Genomic DNA, 16,934 nt, shown 5'->3' with positions numbered 1-16,934 from the left:
ATTGAGTACCTTTGTTTTACTCCTAATGGTCTTAACCCGGATTCACCCCCCAGAACCCGGGTTTTTTTTGCCTGCGATTCAGTGCTTGGCGACACGCGCCAATGGAAACAGGCGCTTGAAGTTAGCTGTAGTCTGCTCGGCAAGCCGCTCGTAGGTTTCCCCACGCAGCATGGCAACGAACTCCGCCACTTCCCGCACATACTGCGGCAGGTTTGGCTTGCCGCGGTATGGAATCGGCGCAAGGTACGGCGAGTCGGTTTCCACCAGCAGGCGATCGACCGGCACCTGGCGTGCGACATCGCGCAAGGCATCCGCATTACGGAAGGTGACGATGCCGGAAAGGGAAATGTAGAAACCCAGGTCCAACGCAGCCTTGGCCATGTCCCAGTCCTCGGTAAAGCAATGCAGCACGCCAGCCTGCGGCAATGCAGCTTCACGCAGCAGTGCCAGGGTATCGGCGCGCGCCGCACGGGTATGCACGATCACCGGCTTGCCGGTGATACGCGCGGCATCCAGGTGCAGGCGAAAAGAGTCCTGCTGCAGCTCGGCAGCTTCAGGCTCGTAGTGATAATCCAGGCCGGTCTCACCGATCGCCACGACATGGGGGTGATTCAGCTCCTGCAGCAACCAGTCCAGGGCCGGCTCGGCACCGGGTGCCAGGTCTAGTGGGTGAACCCCTACCGAACAGTCGACATCACCGTAGCGCTCAGTGACTGCCTTCACCGCTGCGGCATTCTCCGCACTGACGCCAATGCACAGAAAGTGCCCAACCCCCCTCGCCCTGGCAGCATCCAGGGCAGCATCCAGAGAGCCCTGGCAGGCGGTAAGGTCGAGACGGTCGAGGTGGCAATGGGAATCTACAAGCATGAGGTCTTTACACAGAAGTAATTGAAAAATCGGCGCTCAGCGCTGAGCCGTAAGCATCGCCCATGAGGCCAGCAAGGACTCGAGCAGCAACACGCGGTTAAGGTTGGCTTTGGCCAGCACCTTCTGGCGCTGGGCAAGAATCCAGTCCTGAATTTCCAGCACCTTGCTCTGGCTGCTTTTTTGCGCAAGGTACTGCACCACCTTGCGCATGTCAGCGAGGCCAAGCCCCTCCTCATCCTGGGTCAACTGGTAGCGCAGGACCAGGTTGGACCAGTCGCAAAACCAGTCGAACAGCAACAACAGCGGCACCGCGCTCCAGGCCTCGGCAAGCTGGCTGGGCGACGACTGTTGCTTGAGCAACTTCTTCACCCCGTCGACCACCAGCGCACGCTGCTCGCGCACGCCCTGTGCCTGCAAGCTGACAGCCGCCAGCGGCGAGCCCGCAGCCAAGGTCAACAACTCCAGGCGCTCTTGCTCGTCACTGTCGGGCAACGCCTTGCCAAGCCAGGCCAGGCTCTGCTCGAAACCCGGCAATGGGCAAGCTTGCTGCAGGCAGCGGCTCTTGATGGTCGGCAGCAGCCGGCTGGGCTGGTGGCTCACCAACAACAACACGGTATCGCCGGACGGCTCCTCAAGGCTCTTGAGCAGGGCGTTGGCCGCATTGATGTTCATCGCTTCTACCGGCTCGATCAGCACCACCTTGCGACCCCCCAACTGGGCGGTCTGAACGATGAACGATACCAGGTCACGCACCTGATCGACCTTGATCGGCTTGTCGGTATCCTCCGGCTCCAGGACATAATTGTCCGGATGGCTGCCAGCCGCCAGCAACAGGCATGACTTGCACTCACCGCAGGCCTGCAGCCCCTTGGGACGCTGGCACAACAGCAAGGCCATCAGGCGCTCGGCCAACGCCCGCTTGCCGATGCCCTGAGGACCGTGCAGCAGGTAGGCATGAGCATGCTGCGTACGCCCTGCCAACTGCTGCCACAGCGCGTCCTGCCAAGGGTAGGCCTCAGCCACGGCAACGCTCCAGGATTTCAGGCAGCAAGGCATCAATGGCACGCTGCACCTGCTCCAGCGGCAAGGCGGCATCGATCAGGCGATAACGCGCAGGCGTGGCCTCGGCACGCGCCAGATAAGCCTGACGCACAGCCTCGAAAAACGCCTGCCCCTCCTGCTCGAAGCGGTCGAGACGGCCACGCGCGGCAGCGCGCGCCAGGCCAACCTCCACCGGCAGATCGAACACCAGGGTCAGGTCAGGGCGCAACTCACCCTGAACGAACTGCTCAAGCGTGGCAATGCGCTCTAGCGACAAGCCGCGACCGCCACCCTGATAAGCGTAGGTCGCATCCGTGAAGCGATCACAAAGCACGACGGTGCCCCGTGCCAATGCCGGGCGGATCACTTCGGCCAGGTGCTGGGCACGCGCAGCGAAGACCAACAACAGCTCGGTATCGGGGTGCATCAGCTCTTCACTGGGCGCCAGCAACAGCTCGCGAATACGCTCCGCCAGCGGCGTGCCACCCGGCTCCCGGGTCAGCAGCACGTCCACGCCCTGGCTGCGCAGGTGCTCGGCCAGGTACTCGCGGTTGGTGCTCTTGCCCGCACCTTCAGGGCCTTCCAGGGTAATAAACAAGCCGCTCACAGGCAGTCCTTAATTTTGATCAGTACGGGAGGACTCATCGACCGCTGTCGAAGACTCGCTCGGTTCGACGACCATGTCATCGGGTGTCGACTGTTGGGCTTGCGGTGCCGGGCTCGAGCGATAATCGGCGCGACGCTTGAGCTGATACTCACGCACCGCTGAATTGTGCGCGTCCAGGTCATCGGAGAAGACATGACTGCCATCGCCACGCGCCACGAAGTAAAGGCTGCTGCCAGGCAATGGGTTCAACGCCGCATGAATCGCCTCACGCCCCACCATGGCAATTGGCGTCGGCGGCAAGCCCGCATTCACATAGGTGTTGTAAGGGGTCGGCTCGCGCAGGTCAGCACGGGTGATCTTGCCGTTGTAGCGCTCGCCCATGCCATAAATCACCGTTGGATCCGTCTGCAGCAACATGCCGATTTGCATGCGTCGCACAAATACACCCGCGATCTGGGCACGTTCCTGAGGAACGCCGGTTTCCTTTTCCACCAGCGAAGCCATGATCAGCGCCTGATAAGGATCGCGATAAGGGGTTTCAGGGGCACGGGCATTCCACTCCTGAGCCAGCACCTCTTCCAGGCGCGCATACGCTTGCTGGAGGAACTCGACATCGGTCATGCCGCGCACAAAGCGGTAGGTATCCGGGAAAAAGCGCCCCTCCGGAAACACACCAGCGTGCCCGAGCTTTTCCATGACCTCGCTGTCGCTCAGACCGTTAAGCGTCTGTTCGATTTTTTCGTGCTTGGCCAAAGCGGCGCGCACCTGACGGAAGTTCCAGCCTTCAACCAGCGTCAGGTTGTACTGCACCACCTCACCGCGACGCCACAGCTCGAAAAGCTCGCGCACGCTCATGCCTGGGCTGAGACGATACTCGCCTGTGTGCAGCGGCACACCGACCATATTGAAACGCCAGTACAGGCGTAACCAGAAAGCATCCTTGAGCAAGCCATCCGTTTGCATACGGTAGAACATGCGATTGGGCGTCGTACCGGTCGGCACATCGAGCAACTGCTCCTGGGACACATGCAGCGGCTGCTGAAGGGCCGAGTTCAACTTCCAGGCGGAGTACCCCAACAGCAGGCCACCCAGGATCAGGCCGATCTCCAGCAGTACCAAGAATTTACGTCTCACAAATCAGGCATCCAGTAACGTACGGGCAATGGCCTGCAGTTTACGGGTGACCGGGCCCGACGACCAGTTCATCGATCCACACGAGCACACCGGCCAGATACCGTAAACACTGTTACAGAGAAAGACCTCATCGGCTCGCGCAAGATCCTCAAGGGCCAGGTCGCCGACACGAACGTCGATCCCGAGGCGCGCAGCCTCGACCATCAGCGCCGCACGCATGACCCCGGCAACCCCGCAACGGCTGAGGTCGGCAGTCAACAACACGCCATCCCTGACCAGAAACAGATTGCTGTAGACCCCTTCGACCACGCGGCCGGTGATGTCACGCATCAACCCTTCGGCATAGTCGGGATCCTGCCACTCGGAACGGGCCAATACCTGCTCAAGACGATTGAGGTGCTTGAGCCCCGCCAACAGCGGCTGTTCCGCCAGGCGGGTACGGCATTCGAACAGCTTCACACCATGCTCGGCATTGCCAGCGGGGTAAGCCGCTGGCGGATTGCCCTGCAAGATACGCCGCGGCGGCACGCCAGCGGCGGGCGCATAGCCACGCTGACTGTCACCCCGGGTCAGAATGAGCTTGAGCACGCCCTCGCCCAGCAGGCTGGCGTAACGGCTCAACTCATCGCGAATCAGTGCCAGATCGGCGTTAATCGCAAGGCGCTGGCAACCCAGCGCCAAGCGTTCGAGGTGATACTCGAACAATGATGGCCTGCCGGCCTTGACTGCGATGGTCTCAAACAGACCATCGCCGTAGGCCAACCCTCGACTTTGCAGTGCCAGGGTATCGGCCGGCTGACCATCGACCCAGCTTTGCATCAACCGGCGAACCGGCGGAACACCAGCGAGCCGTTGGTACCGCCAAAACCGAAGGAGTTGGACAACACCACATCGATCGACATTTCACGCGCCTGATGCGGCACGAAGTCCAGGTCACACCCATCGTCCGGCTCATCGAGGTTGATGGTCGGCGGTGCCACCTGGCCGTTGATCGACAGCACGCTGAAGATCGCTTCCACAGCCCCGGCAGCGCCCAGCAGGTGACCGGTCATGGACTTGGTGGAACTGACCGCCAGCTTGTACGCATGCTCACCAAACACCGACTTGATCGCCGATGCTTCCGCCAGGTCACCCGCCGAAGTCGACGTGCCATGGGCGTTGATGTAGCTGACTTCGCTCGGGTCGAGGCGCGCATCACGCAGGGCATTGGCCATGCAGCGTGCAGCACCGGCACCGGTTTCCGGTGGCGAGGTCATGTGATACGCGTCGCCGCTCATACCGAAACCTACCAGCTCGGCATAAATGGTCGCACCACGGGCCTTGGCGTGCTCCAGCTCTTCAAGCACCAGCGCACCGGCGCCGTCGGCCAGAACAAAGCCATCACGGCCCTTGTCCCATGGACGACTGGCACGGGTCGGCTCGTCGTTGCGGGTCGACAGCGCACGAGAAGCGCCAAAGCCCCCCATACCCAAGCCACACGCAGCCATTTCAGCACCACCGGCAATCATCACGTCGGCTTCGCCAAAGGCGATATTGCGTGCGGCCATGCCAATGCAATGCGTGCCGGTCGTGCATGCCGTGGCAATGGCGTAGTTAGGCCCCTGTACGCCCAGGTGGATCGACAGGAAGCCGGAAATCATGTTGATGATCGAGCCTGGCACGAAGAACGGCGAAATACGCCGAGGCCCCTGCTCATGCAAGGTGCGGCTGGTTTCTTCGATATTGGTCAGGCCACCGATGCCCGAACCCATGGCCACGCCGATACGCTCACGGTTGGCATCGGTCACTTCCAGGCCAGCATTACGCACTGCCTGAAAACCGGCCGCCAGGCCGTACTGGATAAAAAGGTCGAGTTTGCGAGCTTCCTTGACCGACAGGTACTGCTCAACCTCGAAGCCCTTTACCGAGCCGCCAAAACGGGTGGAGTAAGCAGAAAGGTCTGTATGTTCGATCAGACCAATGCCACTGCGGCCAGCCAGAATGCCCTGCCAACTGCTCGGCACGTCCGTACCCAGTGGCGACAGCATACCCATACCGGTGACCACGACGCGTCTACGCGACACAGCACTCTCCTTTTTCTAAGGTCTACATCTCTCGCAAAGAAAAAACCGCACGCCAGTGAAGGCAGTGCGGTTTTTCCATGACAAGAAGCGACGACTACAACGTCTTAAGCCTGGTGGCTGGTGACGTAGTCGATAGCTGCTTGAACAGTAGTGATCTTCTCGGCTTCTTCGTCAGGGATTTCGGTCTCGAATTCCTCTTCCAGAGCCATCACCAGCTCAACGGTGTCAAGGGAATCGGCACCCAGATCTTCGACGAAGGAAGCAGTGTTCACTACTTCTTCTTCTTTAACGCCCAGTTGCTCGGCGACGATTTTCTTGACGCGTTCTTCGATGGTGCTCATACCTTGTTTTCACTCCTAATGGACATATGTCAGGCAGCTGGCCGGGGTGTAAGTGTATAGAAAGAGTTTGGCTTTTCAAGCGCCAAGCGCTTCTCGAACGTCACACCCAACCGCTGACTAGAATTTGGTTGCAGCTTTATAACGGATTTTACACGCCACGTATGACATTTTTTTGAAGCAATCCGTCACATTTGCCTTACATGTACATCCCGCCGTTGACCGGAATGGTTGCACCAGTGACATAACCTGCACCCTCGGACGCCAGGAAAGCCACGACTTTGGCGATTTCCTCGGCTTGTCCCAGACGCCCCAGAGGAATCTGGGTCTGCAGGGCTTCGCGCTGCGCTTCTGGCAGCTCGCGCGTCATGTCAGTGTCGATGAAACCAGGCGCCACCGAGTTGACGGTGATCGCACGGGAGCCCACTTCACGCGCCAGCGCACGGCTGAAGCCTTCCAGGCCAGCTTTGGCAGCTGCATAGTTGACCTGACCGACGTTACCCATGGCACCGACTACCGAACCGATGCTGATGATACGACCCCAGCGCGCCTTGGTCATGCCGCGCAGCACGCCCTTGGACAGACGGTACAGGCTGTTGAGGTTGGTATCGATAACATCGAACCACTCATCATCCTTCATCCGCAGCATCAGGTTGTCGCGGGTGATACCGGCGTTGTTGACCAGGATCGTCGGCGCGCCGAACTGCTCCTGAATCGCGGCCAGTGTGGCGGTAACCGACTCATCACTGGTGACGTTCAGCTCAAGGCCGGTACCCGCGATACCGTGCTCCTTGAGGGTCGCAGCGATGCGCTCGGCACCAGCAGCCGAGGTGGCCGTACCGATGACCGTAGCGCCCAGGCGACCCAGCTCCAGGGCGATGGCCTGGCCAATGCCACGGCTGGCACCAGTCACCAGTGCAACTTTACCTTGCAGGCTCATGCAAGCTTCTCCTAATTTCAGGCCAGCGCCGCACGGGTGGCGGCGACAGCGTCTGGGGTATTGAGGTTATAGGTGGTCACACCGTCAGCGCAGCGCTTGTTCAAACCGGCCAGGACCTTGCCTGGGCCGCACTCGACCAGCGAGGTAGCGCCTTGTGCTGCGAGGTACTGAACGCATTCAACCCAGCGCACTGGCTTGAACAACTGCTCCAGCAAGTCGCGCTTGAGCGTGTCCAGATCAGCAGAGACCGTCGCGTTGACGTTCTGCACGACCGGAATCTGCGGCGCCTGCCAATCGATGGCAGCAACCGATTCAGCGAACCGTTCAGCAGCCGGGCGCATCAGTTCACAGTGCGACGGCACGCTGACCGGCAATGGCAGGGCACGCTTGGCGCCACGCGCCTTGCACCCTTCGATTGCGCGCTCGACAGCGGCCTTCGAACCGGCGATGACGACCTGGCCAGGCGAGTTGAAGTTGACCGCGCTGACGACATCACCCTGTGCCGCTTCAGCGCACACAGCGATGACATCCGCATCATCCAGGCCCAAGACCGCAGCCATGGCGCCCTGCCCGGCCGGTACGGCCTCCTGCATCAGCTGACCGCGACGCTCGACCAGCTTCACGGCATCGCCGAGGGACAAGCTACCCGCGGCCACCAGGGCGCTGTATTCGCCCAGGCTGTGACCGGCGACGAACGCAGGGCGAGCACCACCCTCCGCCAACCACAGGCGCCACAGGGCGATCGAAGCGGTCAGGATAGCCGGCTGAGTTTTGTCAGTTTGATTGAGTTGCTCTTCCGGGCCCTGCTGGGTCAGTGCCCAGAGATCATAACCCAGAGCCTCGGAGGCCTCGCGGAAGGTATCGATGACCAGTGGGTACTGGGCGCCCAGCTCGGCCAGCATGCCGAGGGACTGCGAACCTTGACCCGGAAAGACGAATGCGAGGGATGCAGACATTGAACAAGCCCCTAATGATCTTGTCGTCGAAAATTGAGCGAACAGTCGCAGGACTGATCGCAAGAAACTGAAAATTGGATGGTAACGAGAACCAAGCGGTCACATTTAACCACTTCCTTGCCGATATGCCTAAAGCAACAGATCCTCAAGACGCCCATGCAAGCGCTGCGGCAGATCTTCCTGGATTTCGATCAGTGCACGCTGAATAGCACTCTGAAACCCCTGAACGCCCGCAGAACCATGGCTTTTGATAACAATACCCTGCAACCCCAGAAAGCTCGCACCATTGTGTCGCGCTGGCGCAAGATCGGCCTGCAAGCGCTTGAGCAATGGCATGGCCATGGCACCTGCCACGCGAGCAAACACCCCCTCACGGAACAGCGCCTGAATACGCGCACCGATCATGGTTGCCAGGCCTTCACTGGATTTGAGCAGGATATTGCCGACAAAACCGTCGCAGACCACGACATCAGCCTCACCACGGTACAAGCCATCACCCTCGACGAAGCCGATGTAGTTCAAGCCCTTGGCATTCTGCAACAGGCTGGCAGCCAGCTTGACCTGCTGATTACCCTTGATGTCTTCAGTGCCTATGTTGAGCAGCGCCACGCGCGGACGATAGACACCCAGCGCCTGAGCCGCCACCGAGCCCATCACTGCAAACTGATAAAGGTGCTCGGCACTGCAATCGACATTGGCCCCCAAATCAAGCAACTGACAGTAGCCTGCCTGCGTAGGAATGGCTGCCACCATCGCCGGGCGATCAACACCTGGCAGCGTTTTCAGCACATAACGCGACAGCGCCATCAGCGCACCGGTATTGCCAGCACTCACGCAGGCCTGAACCTTGCCATCACGCAATAATTCAAGGGCGACGCGCATGGACGAATCCGGCTTGCCACGCAACGCCTGCGAAGGCCGCTCATCCATGCCGATCACTTCACTGGCCGCAACAATCTGCAGACGCGAGCGATCTGCTGCCGACTGGCCAGCGATCAAATCTTCAAGGAGGGAGGGTTGACCAACGAGGGTCAGGTGCAGCGAGGGGGTAGCCGAAAGGCAAGCAATGCTCGCCTGAACAATGCTGCGGGGACCGAAGTCCCCGCCCATTGCGTCGATCGCGATGATCTGAGCGGACAAGGATTACTCGTCAGCGCCCTTGTCGATCACTTTACGACCACGGTATACGCCTTCTGGCGATACGTGGTGGCGCAGGTGAACTTCACCGGTGGTTTTTTCTACGGACAGAGCGCTGGCCTCGAGGGCGTCGTGCGAACGGCGCATGTCACGGGCAGAGCGGGATTTTTTGTTCTGCTGAACAGCCATAATTGATTAACTCCTAAACGTTTGGGTCACGCTTTAACTGCGCCAATACACTGAACGGGTTGGACCGCGTTACCTCGTCCTCGCTCGGCTCGGGCTCATCGGCGCCCGCCGGCTGCTGGCATTCTTCCGGATGATGAGCAGGCACAATGGGCAAGGCGAGCAAAAGCTCCTCCTCGATCAATGCCTGCAGATCCAATGGATCTTCGCCCAGTTCCAGCACGTCATAACCTTTCGGTAACGACTGGGTATTCGAACCCTCCTTCACCACAGCGTAAGTACATTCGCTATGGATCGGCAGGGTAACCAGCTCAAGACAACGCTGGCAAACCATTTTGACTTCGACGTTGAGGTCAGTGTGTATAACCACTGTCTTCTGCTCGTCTCGCTCAAAATCGAATTTCGCCTGCACCATACCGACATTGTCGGAAAGCGGGTCGCAGAGTCTCTCCAAATCGGCCAGCAGCACTTTCCCTTCAAGGGAAACGCCACGATCTGCCAATTTGCGCGGGTCAACGTGAGGTGGAATCGGGTCATTCAACATAGGCGCAGCATTCTAGGGATGCCCCCCGCCCCTGTCAAAGGAAATTAGGCCCCATGGCTCATGTTAGAATTGGCGAACCCGCTCAGGAGTTCATCATGCTGCCTTTATTACTGGCTTCAAGCTCACCCTACCGGCGCGAATTGCTGGCGCGCCTGCAACTCCCCTTCAACTGGGCCGCCCCGGACATTGACGAGCGACGCCTGGATGAAGAGCCCGCCGTAGAGCTGGTGAAGCGCCTGGCACTGGAAAAAGCCGAAGCGCTGGCCACCACCCACGCCAACCACCTGATCATCGGTTCCGACCAGGTCGCGGTACTGGGCGAGCAGATTCTCGGCAAGCCGCACACTTTCGACAAGGCCTGCGAACAGCTGCTGGCAGCCAGCGGCAATCATGTCACCTTCCTCACCGGGCTTGCCCTGCTCAACAGCAGCACTGGCCACGCTCAGGTTGACTGCGTGCCTTTCACGGTCAACATGCGCGAACTGGATCTGCCACGCATTGAGCGCTACCTGCGCACCGAACAACCCTATGACTGCGCCGGCAGCTTCAAGGCCGAAGGCCTGGGCGTCAGCCTGTTTCAAAGCACCCACGGCGTCGACGCAACCAGCCTGGTGGGCCTGCCGCTGATTCGCCTGGTGGACATGCTGCTCAAGGAAGGCGTCACCATTCCTTGAGGCGCAAAAAAGCCGACCCTCAGGTCGGCTTCTGCCTAAACACGCAACACCGCAGCACGATCAGCGCAGCGTCGGCCCCTGAAAACCCATCCACATTGCCAAATGCTCGGCAACACTGGCCCCCAGGCGCTTGGAGAAGCGATCAAACGGCGACTCTTCAATCGTAAAGTCCACCAGGTTTTTCTCGCCGATCACATCGCGCGCGACATAACTGGCACTGCCAAGGCCGTCCACCAGCCCCAACTTCACCGCCTGCTCGCCCGACCAGATCAGGCCGCTGAACAACTCTGGATGCTCTTTATCCTTGAGTCGCTCACCTCGCCCCTGCTTGACGCTGGCAATGAACTGCCGATGAGTGGTCTCCAGCACACCCTGCCAGAACCTGGTTTCTTCAGGCTTCTGCGGCTGGAACGGATCCAGGAATGCCTTGTGCTCGCCGGCCGTGTAGGTACGGCGCTCAACACCCAGCTTCTCCATGGTTCCGACAAAGCCATAACCTGCAGCAGTCACACCAATCGACCCTACCAGGCTGGCCTTGTCGGCATAAATCTGATCAGCCGCACTGGCGATGTAATAGGCACCAGACGCCCCCAGGTCACTGATGACGGCATACACCTTGATCGCCGGGTACTGCGCACGCAGACGAAGAATCTCGTCATAAATGTACCCAGACTGCACCGGGCTACCGCCCGGGCTGTTAATGCGCAGGATCACACCCTTGGTCTTGGGATCTTCAAACGCCGCACGCAAGCTACCGACTATGTTGTCGGCACTGGCAGGCTCCTGATCAGCGATCAGGCCACGCACTTCGATCAGCGCGGTATGACTGGAGCCACGAGCCGCCGCCTTCTCGACATCCATCAACGGCGTGAACAGCATCAGGGCGCCAAACAGATAAGCGAAGGTCAACAGCTTGAAAAAGATGCCCCAGCGCCTGGCGCGCCGCTGCTCCTGCACGCCAGCCAACAGCGTTTTTTCAAGCAGCTGCCAGCTTTTCTGCTCTTCATTCTTTTCAGCGCTGGGCGCTTTCCATTCATCAGCCATGCTCACCTACCCTGGGATACCGTCACAGCCGACTGGCGCGCCAGCAAGGCCCAGCCAATCCTGCAACTGAGAAAAATGATCGATGGACAGCCGAGGCTCATAGGCGCTCAATACCTCCAGCGACATCGCACCATGACCGACCGCAACCGAATGCACACCTGCATTGCGCGCCATCAACAGGTCAAACGCCGAATCCCCGACCATCAGCGCACGCGCAGGCGCGACACCACAATGCGCGAGAATCTCTTCCAACATCAAGGGATGGGGCTTGCCCCGGGTCTCGTCAGCGGCACGGGTGATATCGAAGAAATGCTCCCAGCCATTGGCCTGGAGCACCCGATCAAGGCCGCGACGCGCCTTTCCGGTCGCAACTGCCAGCCGATAGCCATCCGCGCGAAACCCCTCAAGCGCCTCGACAACCCCGTCGTACAACGGCGAGGGCTGCTCATCCAGCGCCATGTAAACGTCAGCATAGTGCTGCCGGAACGCCGCCACCGCCGACGCATCAAGCTGCGGATACAGCGTGCTGATTGCCTCAGGCAAGGCCAGACCAATAATACCCTTGACCGCCTCGACTTCGCTGCGCGGGTGGCCGCCACGATCTGCCGCCAGGTGCATCGCCTCGACAATACGCCCGATCGAGTCGGCCAGTGTGCCGTCCCAATCGAAGATCAGCAGGTCGTACTCACGACGCACTCAGACGCTCCACAGTCTTGGACCACATGTCATCCACCGGCGCCTCAAGCTTGAGCACGCCGCCATCAGGCATCGGCACATTCAAGGCATAGGCATGCAGGAACAAGCGCTTGCCACCCAGCTCACGGATCTCGCGAGTGAAGTCTTCATCGCCATACTTGCTGTCGCCGGCAATGCAATGCCCGGCATGCAAGGCATGCACCCGGATCTGGTGAGTACGCCCCGTCACCGGACGCGCCTCGACCATCGTGGCGAACTCACCGAAACGGCGCAGAACACGGAACAGCGTCAACGCCTCCTTGCCTTCAGGGTTCACCTCGACCATCCGCTCACCGGAGCGCAGGTTGCTCTTGAGCAACGGCGCGCTGACCTGCTTCTTGGCCGTCGCCCAATGGCCGCGCACCAGCGCCATGTAGCGCTTGTCTACGCCGTCACCGCGCAAGGCCGCGTGCAGGTGGCGCAGCATGCTGCGCTTCTTGGCGATCATCAGCAGGCCAGAGGTATCCCGATCGAGGCGGTGGACCAGCTCCAGCTCCTTGGCATCAGGGCGCAACTGACGGAAGGCTTCAATGACACCGAAGCTCAGGCCGCTGCCACCATGCACGGCGATGCCGGCAGGCTTGTTCAGCACGATCAGTGCCTTGTCTTCGTAGACAATGGCCGCTTCCAGGCGCTGCAGCAAACCCTGGGCAACCGGCGCCGGCTCGTCGCGCTCGGGCAGACGAACGGGCGGCACGCGCACCACATCGCCCGCCTGCAATTTGTACTCAGGCTTGATCCGCCCCTTGTTAACCCGCACTTCGCCTTTACGCAAAATGCGGTAAATCAAGGTCTTGGGAACGCCCTTGAGTGCCGTGATAAGAAAATTGTCGATACGTTGGCCGGCAAGTTCCGGCGCGACCTCAATCAGCTGAACGCCGGGGGTCGGAGGGGTATTGGTCGTCATTTGCGCATCATAACAATTTTTTATGGATTTGAAGCACTTAATGATTGCTGCTATAGTCGCGAACGCCGCCAAAAGCGGCTGGCCAGCGGACCAATGGCTTTGAGCCGGCCCTGACCTACGCAATTCTTGAGGACGCGAGGCCGTCCGACGGGGTGTTTGCCAGTTTACAAAATGCCTGGAATAGCCACCAGCGCAGACGAGAGAAGACCGATAAAAAACAAAAAGAGCGGTGCATTACCCTCCCTTCACGTTTTTTTCGATGCCACTCCGTCAGTGCAATCGCTTCCGCGCAGTTATGGCGAACGCTTCGGAAATACAAGCCTTAGCCATAAATGCGCGGGCTCCCGTACGGAGCCGGCGATAAATGCAACCCGTTGCGGATTCAGCGCGCGGCAGCACCCGAATTATCAGGGATACGTGTAGGGTGGAGATGCACAACCGTCGGACCGTGTAGTAATGCGTCCGGTCGACAGGCCTCTACGGGCCCACTCGTCCAGACCCGTTCTTGATCAAGATGCCCCCGTGGCGTCCATGGCCGAAGGCTGATTCCTCCTCCTGACTGAGTGCATTTGACACCACAGCTAGCAGGACGCGTCGTCGCGACTTCGGCAGCACTGGATTCCAGTCAGGCCGAATCTCGCTAGACACGGGAGTGGCCCGCCACCCCTGACGCACCCTGACACCGACCGTGAGAAGTCGTGTGTGCCGAACGCCGTTTCCGGCAGCCCGGAAACCGACGGTACTACATGAAAAGAATGCTGATTAACGCAACTCAACCCGAAGAGTTGCGTGTTGCTCTGGTGGACGGCCAACGTCTCTACGACCTGGATATCGAGTCCGGCGCTCGCGAGCAGAAGAAAGCCAACATCTATAAAGGCCGGATTACCCGGATCGAACCCAGCCTCGAAGCCGCATTTGTCGACTTCGGTTCTGAGCGCCATGGCTTCCTGCCACTGAAAGAAATTTCCCGCGAATACTTCAAGAAGGCCCCAGAAGGCCGCGTCAACATCAAGGAAGTATTGAGCGAAGGCCAGGAAGTCATCGTCCAGGTCGAGAAAGAAGAGCGTGGCAACAAGGGCGCCGCCCTGACCACCTTCATCAGCCTGGCTGGCCGCTACCTGGTACTGATGCCGAACAACCCGCGTGCCGGTGGCATCTCGCGCCGCATCGAAGGCGAAGAGCGCAACGAACTGCGCGAAGCCCTCAATGGCCTGGTCGCCCCTGCCGACATGGGCCTGATCGTTCGCACTGCCGGCCTGGGCCGCAGCAGCGAAGAGATGCAATGGGACCTGGACTACCTGCTGCAGCTCTGGACTGCAATCAAGGAAGCCTCCCTGGACCGCGCGGCTCCTTTCCTGATCTACCAGGAAAGCAATGTCATCATTCGTGCCATCCGCGACTACCTGCGCCAGGACATCGGCGAAGTACTGATCGACAGCATCGACGCCCAGGAAGAAGCCCTGACCTTCATCCGTCAGGTGATGCCGCAGTACGCCAGCAAGATCAAGCTCTACGAAGACAGCGTCCCGCTGTTCAATCGTTTCCAGATCGAAAGCCAGATCGAAACCGCCTTCCAGCGCGTGGTCGAACTGCCGTCGGGCGGCTCGATCGTCATCGATCCAACCGAAGCCCTGGTCTCCATCGACATCAACTCGGCGCGCGCCACCAAAGGTAGCGACATCGAGGAGACCGCGCTGCAGACCAACCTGGAAGCAGCCGAAGAAATCGCTCGCCAACTGCGCCTGCGCGACATTGGTGGCCTGATCGTCATCGACTTCATCGACATGACGCCGGCGAAAAACCAGCGCGCAGTCGAAGAGAAGGTACGTGAATGCCTGGAAGCCGACCGCGCACGCGTTCAGGTTGGCCGCATCTCGCGTTTCGGCCTGCTGGAAATGTCCCGCCAACGCCTGCGCCCATCTCTGGGCGAGAGCAGCGGCATCGTCTGCCCACGCTGCAGCGGCACCGGCATCATCCGTGACGTCGAATCCCTGTCGCTGGCCATCCTGCGCCTGATCGAAGAAGAAGCCCTGAAGGACCGCACTGCTGAAGTGCGCGCCCAAGTGCCGATTCCGGTCGCAGCGTTCCTGCTCAACGAAAAACGCAACTCGATCACCAAAATCGAACTGCGTACCCGTGCACGCATCGTGATCCTGCCAAATGATCACCTTGAAACCCCGCACTTCGAAGTGCAGCGCCTGCGCGATGACAATCCAGAAGCGCTGAGCGGCCAGTCCAGCTACGAAATCGCCGCCACCGAGACCGAAGAAGTCCAGCCAGTTGCCGCGACTCGCACCCTGGTTCGCCAGGAAGCTGCGGTCAAGACTGCACCGGCCCGCGCCAATGCACCGGTACCTGCCGCACCAGAACAGCCTGCCGCCCCTGTGCACGTTGCGCCGGAGCCAAGCCTGTTCAAAGGCCTGGTCAAGTCGCTGGTGAGCCTGTTCGCCAGCAAGGAAACGCCTGCCGCCGCACCGGTTGTCACCGAGAAGCCGGCCGCCGAACGCCCACAGCGCAACGAAGAGCGCCGTAGCGGTCGCCAGCAGAGCCGCAGCCGCAACGGTCGTCGCGACGAAGAGCGCAAGCCACGTGAAGAACGCGCCGAGCGTGCCCCACGCGAAGAGCGTCAACCTCGCGAAGCCCGTGAAGAAACCCCGGCCCGCGAAGAACGCGCACCACGCCCGCCGCGCGAAGAGCGCCAACCACGCCCACCGCGTGAAGAGCGTCGCCGCGACGAACGCGTGCGTGAACTGCGCGAACCCCTGGATGCCACTGCACCAGCTGCTGCCGCCGCACCGGCCGTACGCGAAGAGCGTCCTGAGCGCGCCCCTCGTGAAGAACGCGTAGCCCGCGAAGAACGCGCTCCGCGCGAAGAGCGTGCACCGCGTGAAGAACGCGCACCACGTGAAGAGCGTGCACCACGCGAAGAACGTGCGCCACGCGAAGAGCGCCAACCGCGCCCACCACGTGAAGAGCGTCAGCCACGTCCTGCCGAAGTTGCTGCCGAAGCGACCGAAGAGCAACTGCCAAACGAAGAGCTGCTGCAGGAAGAAGCCGAAGGCGCCGATGGTGAGCGCCCACGTCGCCGCTCTCGCGGTCAGCGTCGCCGTAGCAACCGTCGTGAACGTCAACGTGATGCCAATGGCAACGTCGTTGAAGGCAGCGAAGAAGCGGCTGAAGAGTCGGGTGCCGAACAGGCAGCGGGCGTTGTCGTTGCTGCAGGCGCAGCCACCAGCAACATCAGCGCTGAAGCCGAAGCACAGGCCAACCAGCAAGCTGAAAACGCTACCGCTGCTGTCGAAGCACCTGTAGCCGCTAGCGAGGTCGTCGCAGAAGCTGCACCTGCAGTTGAAGCCGCACCGGTAGAAGCCGCACCTGCGGTAGTTGAAGCTGCAGCAGTTGAAGCTGCCGTGGTCGACATTGCCCCTGCTGCCGAACAGCCTGCTGCACCTGTCGAAGCCGTTGAACCCGGTGCGGCTCCGGTGGTGGAAGTCACCCCAGCCCCAGCTGAAGTTGTGGTCGAGGCCCCGATCGCTACTGCCAAGGAAGCCGAGCCTGCTGTCGAAGCACCTGCTCCGGTTGTGGTTGAAGCACCCGCTGCCGAGCCGGTAGTCGCCGCCGAAGCACCTGCCCTGCCGCAACCAAGCAGTGGCCGCGCACCAAACGACCCACGCGAAGTGCGTCGCCGCAAGCGCGAAGCTGAAGCTGCTGCAGCCGCGGCAGCCGCTAAAGCCGCAGAGGCACCTGCTGCCGCCGTCGAG

17 protein-coding genes are annotated in these 16,934 nt (G+C 60.6%); 2 read left to right on the top strand and 15 right to left on the bottom strand.

Going from position 1 to position 16,934, the window contains the following annotated elements:
* Positions 1–78 precede the first annotated feature (78 nt).
* The 12 genes from EKA13_RS21775 to EKA13_RS21720 form a co-directional block, all read right to left on the bottom strand.
* Positions 79–867, bottom strand: coding sequence for a TatD family hydrolase (locus EKA13_RS21775; protein WP_065761318.1), 789 nt, complete (start codon positions 865–867; stop codon positions 79–81).
* Positions 868–903: 36 nt separating this feature from the next.
* A complete protein-coding gene (locus EKA13_RS21770; protein WP_065761317.1) occupies positions 904–1,890 on the bottom strand; it encodes a DNA polymerase III subunit delta' in 987 nt (328 codons plus the stop codon).
* Positions 1,883–2,515: a dTMP kinase gene (gene tmk, locus EKA13_RS21765; RefSeq protein WP_065761316.1), complete on the bottom strand. Its 633-nt coding sequence runs from the start codon at positions 2,513–2,515 to the stop codon at positions 1,883–1,885. Before tmk ends, EKA13_RS21770 begins: the two co-directional genes overlap by 8 nt.
* Before the next feature lie 9 nt (positions 2,516–2,524).
* Complete coding sequence (gene mltG, locus EKA13_RS21760; RefSeq protein ID WP_065761315.1) at positions 2,525–3,649, bottom strand: endolytic transglycosylase MltG; 1,125 nt, start codon at positions 3,647–3,649, stop codon at positions 2,525–2,527.
* 3 nt (positions 3,650–3,652) lie between these two features.
* Positions 3,653–4,468: an aminodeoxychorismate lyase gene (gene pabC, locus EKA13_RS21755; RefSeq protein ID WP_065761314.1), complete on the bottom strand. Its 816-nt coding sequence runs from the start codon at positions 4,466–4,468 to the stop codon at positions 3,653–3,655.
* Complete coding sequence (fabF, locus tag EKA13_RS21750) at positions 4,468–5,712, bottom strand: beta-ketoacyl-ACP synthase II (protein ID WP_065761313.1); 1,245 nt, start codon at positions 5,710–5,712, stop codon at positions 4,468–4,470. Before fabF ends, pabC begins: the two co-directional genes overlap by 1 nt.
* Before the next feature lie 104 nt (positions 5,713–5,816).
* The gene (gene acpP, locus EKA13_RS21745; protein ID WP_003175607.1) at positions 5,817–6,053 is read right to left on the bottom strand and encodes an acyl carrier protein; all 237 of its coding nucleotides are present in this window, start codon (positions 6,051–6,053) and stop codon (positions 5,817–5,819) included.
* 196 nt (positions 6,054–6,249) lie between these two features.
* Positions 6,250–6,990 (bottom strand): 3-oxoacyl-ACP reductase FabG, encoded by a 741-nt coding sequence (gene fabG / locus EKA13_RS21740; RefSeq protein WP_065761312.1) that lies wholly within the window; start codon positions 6,988–6,990, stop codon positions 6,250–6,252.
* A 17-nt stretch (positions 6,991–7,007) separates the two neighbouring features.
* Positions 7,008–7,946 carry an ACP S-malonyltransferase gene (fabD, locus tag EKA13_RS21735; protein ID WP_065761311.1) on the bottom strand — a complete coding sequence of 313 codons (939 nt, stop codon included), beginning with the start codon at positions 7,944–7,946 and terminating at the stop codon, positions 7,008–7,010.
* Positions 7,947–8,075: 129 nt separating this feature from the next.
* The gene (gene plsX / locus EKA13_RS21730) at positions 8,076–9,086 is read right to left on the bottom strand and encodes a phosphate acyltransferase PlsX (protein ID WP_083199879.1); all 1,011 of its coding nucleotides are present in this window, start codon (positions 9,084–9,086) and stop codon (positions 8,076–8,078) included.
* Between the two features lie 3 nt (positions 9,087–9,089).
* Positions 9,090–9,272: a 50S ribosomal protein L32 gene (rpmF, locus tag EKA13_RS21725; protein WP_010447173.1), complete on the bottom strand. Its 183-nt coding sequence runs from the start codon at positions 9,270–9,272 to the stop codon at positions 9,090–9,092.
* 13 nt (positions 9,273–9,285) lie between these two features.
* Entirely contained in the window at positions 9,286–9,813 is a 528-nt protein-coding gene (locus tag EKA13_RS21720; protein ID WP_065761310.1) for a YceD family protein, read from the bottom strand.
* Positions 9,814–9,908: 95 nt separating this feature from the next.
* Here EKA13_RS21720 and EKA13_RS21715 point away from each other — a divergent pair, with 95 nt between their 5' ends.
* Positions 9,909–10,487 (top strand): Maf family protein, encoded by a 579-nt coding sequence (locus EKA13_RS21715; protein WP_065761309.1) that lies wholly within the window; start codon positions 9,909–9,911, stop codon positions 10,485–10,487.
* A 60-nt stretch (positions 10,488–10,547) separates the two neighbouring features.
* Here the strand turns inward: EKA13_RS21715 and EKA13_RS21710 are convergent, their stop codons facing one another.
* The 3 genes from EKA13_RS21710 to rluC are packed head-to-tail and all read right to left on the bottom strand — an operon-like array spanning position 10,548 to position 13,173.
* A complete protein-coding gene (locus tag EKA13_RS21710) occupies positions 10,548–11,531 on the bottom strand; it encodes a S49 family peptidase (RefSeq protein ID WP_065761308.1) in 984 nt (327 codons plus the stop codon).
* A gap of 6 nt (positions 11,532–11,537) precedes the next feature.
* Complete coding sequence (locus EKA13_RS21705) at positions 11,538–12,227, bottom strand: HAD-IA family hydrolase (RefSeq protein ID WP_065761307.1); 690 nt, start codon at positions 12,225–12,227, stop codon at positions 11,538–11,540.
* Complete coding sequence (rluC, locus tag EKA13_RS21700; RefSeq protein WP_065761306.1) at positions 12,217–13,173, bottom strand: 23S rRNA pseudouridine(955/2504/2580) synthase RluC; 957 nt, start codon at positions 13,171–13,173, stop codon at positions 12,217–12,219. The genes EKA13_RS21705 and rluC overlap by 11 nt, the downstream gene beginning before the upstream one ends.
* A 746-nt stretch (positions 13,174–13,919) precedes the next feature.
* On the opposite strand from rluC, the gene rne reads away from it, so the two are divergent.
* The coding region (gene rne, locus EKA13_RS21695) for a ribonuclease E (RefSeq protein ID WP_065761319.1) at positions 13,920–16,934 on the top strand (3,015 nt) is incomplete at its 3' end.

The sequence above is a fragment of the Pseudomonas defluvii genome, from assembly GCF_001695625.1.
Lineage (GTDB): Bacteria > Pseudomonadota > Gammaproteobacteria > Pseudomonadales > Pseudomonadaceae > Aquipseudomonas > Aquipseudomonas defluvii.
Note: the sequence above shows the minus strand (reverse complement) of the source record. Positions and strands in the feature narration are given on the sequence as shown.

What these genes read in the sequence shown, in the direction of transcription:
- EKA13_RS21775 (WP_065761318.1), bottom strand. Translation starts at nt 867, where the DNA reads ATGCTTGTAGATTCCCATTGCCACCTCGACCGTCTCGACCTTACCGCC.
- rpmF (WP_010447173.1), bottom strand. Translation starts at nt 9,272, where the DNA reads ATGGCTGTTCAGCAGAACAAAAAATCCCGCTCTGCCCGTGACATGCGC.
- acpP (WP_003175607.1), bottom strand. Translation starts at nt 6,053, where the DNA reads ATGAGCACCATCGAAGAACGCGTCAAGAAAATCGTCGCCGAGCAACTG.
- EKA13_RS21720 (WP_065761310.1), bottom strand. Translation starts at nt 9,813, where the DNA reads ATGTTGAATGACCCGATTCCACCTCACGTTGACCCGCGCAAATTGGCA.
- EKA13_RS21715 (WP_065761309.1), top strand. Translation starts at nt 9,909, where the DNA reads ATGCTGCCTTTATTACTGGCTTCAAGCTCACCCTACCGGCGCGAATTG.
- fabG (WP_065761312.1), bottom strand. Translation starts at nt 6,990, where the DNA reads ATGAGCCTGCAAGGTAAAGTTGCACTGGTGACTGGTGCCAGCCGTGGC.
- pabC (WP_065761314.1), bottom strand. Translation starts at nt 4,468, where the DNA reads ATGCAAAGCTGGGTCGATGGTCAGCCGGCCGATACCCTGGCACTGCAA.
- EKA13_RS21710 (WP_065761308.1), bottom strand. Translation starts at nt 11,531, where the DNA reads ATGGCTGATGAATGGAAAGCGCCCAGCGCTGAAAAGAATGAAGAGCAG.
- rluC (WP_065761306.1), bottom strand. Translation starts at nt 13,173, where the DNA reads ATGACGACCAATACCCCTCCGACCCCCGGCGTTCAGCTGATTGAGGTC.
- fabD (WP_065761311.1), bottom strand. Translation starts at nt 7,946, where the DNA reads ATGTCTGCATCCCTCGCATTCGTCTTTCCGGGTCAAGGTTCGCAGTCC.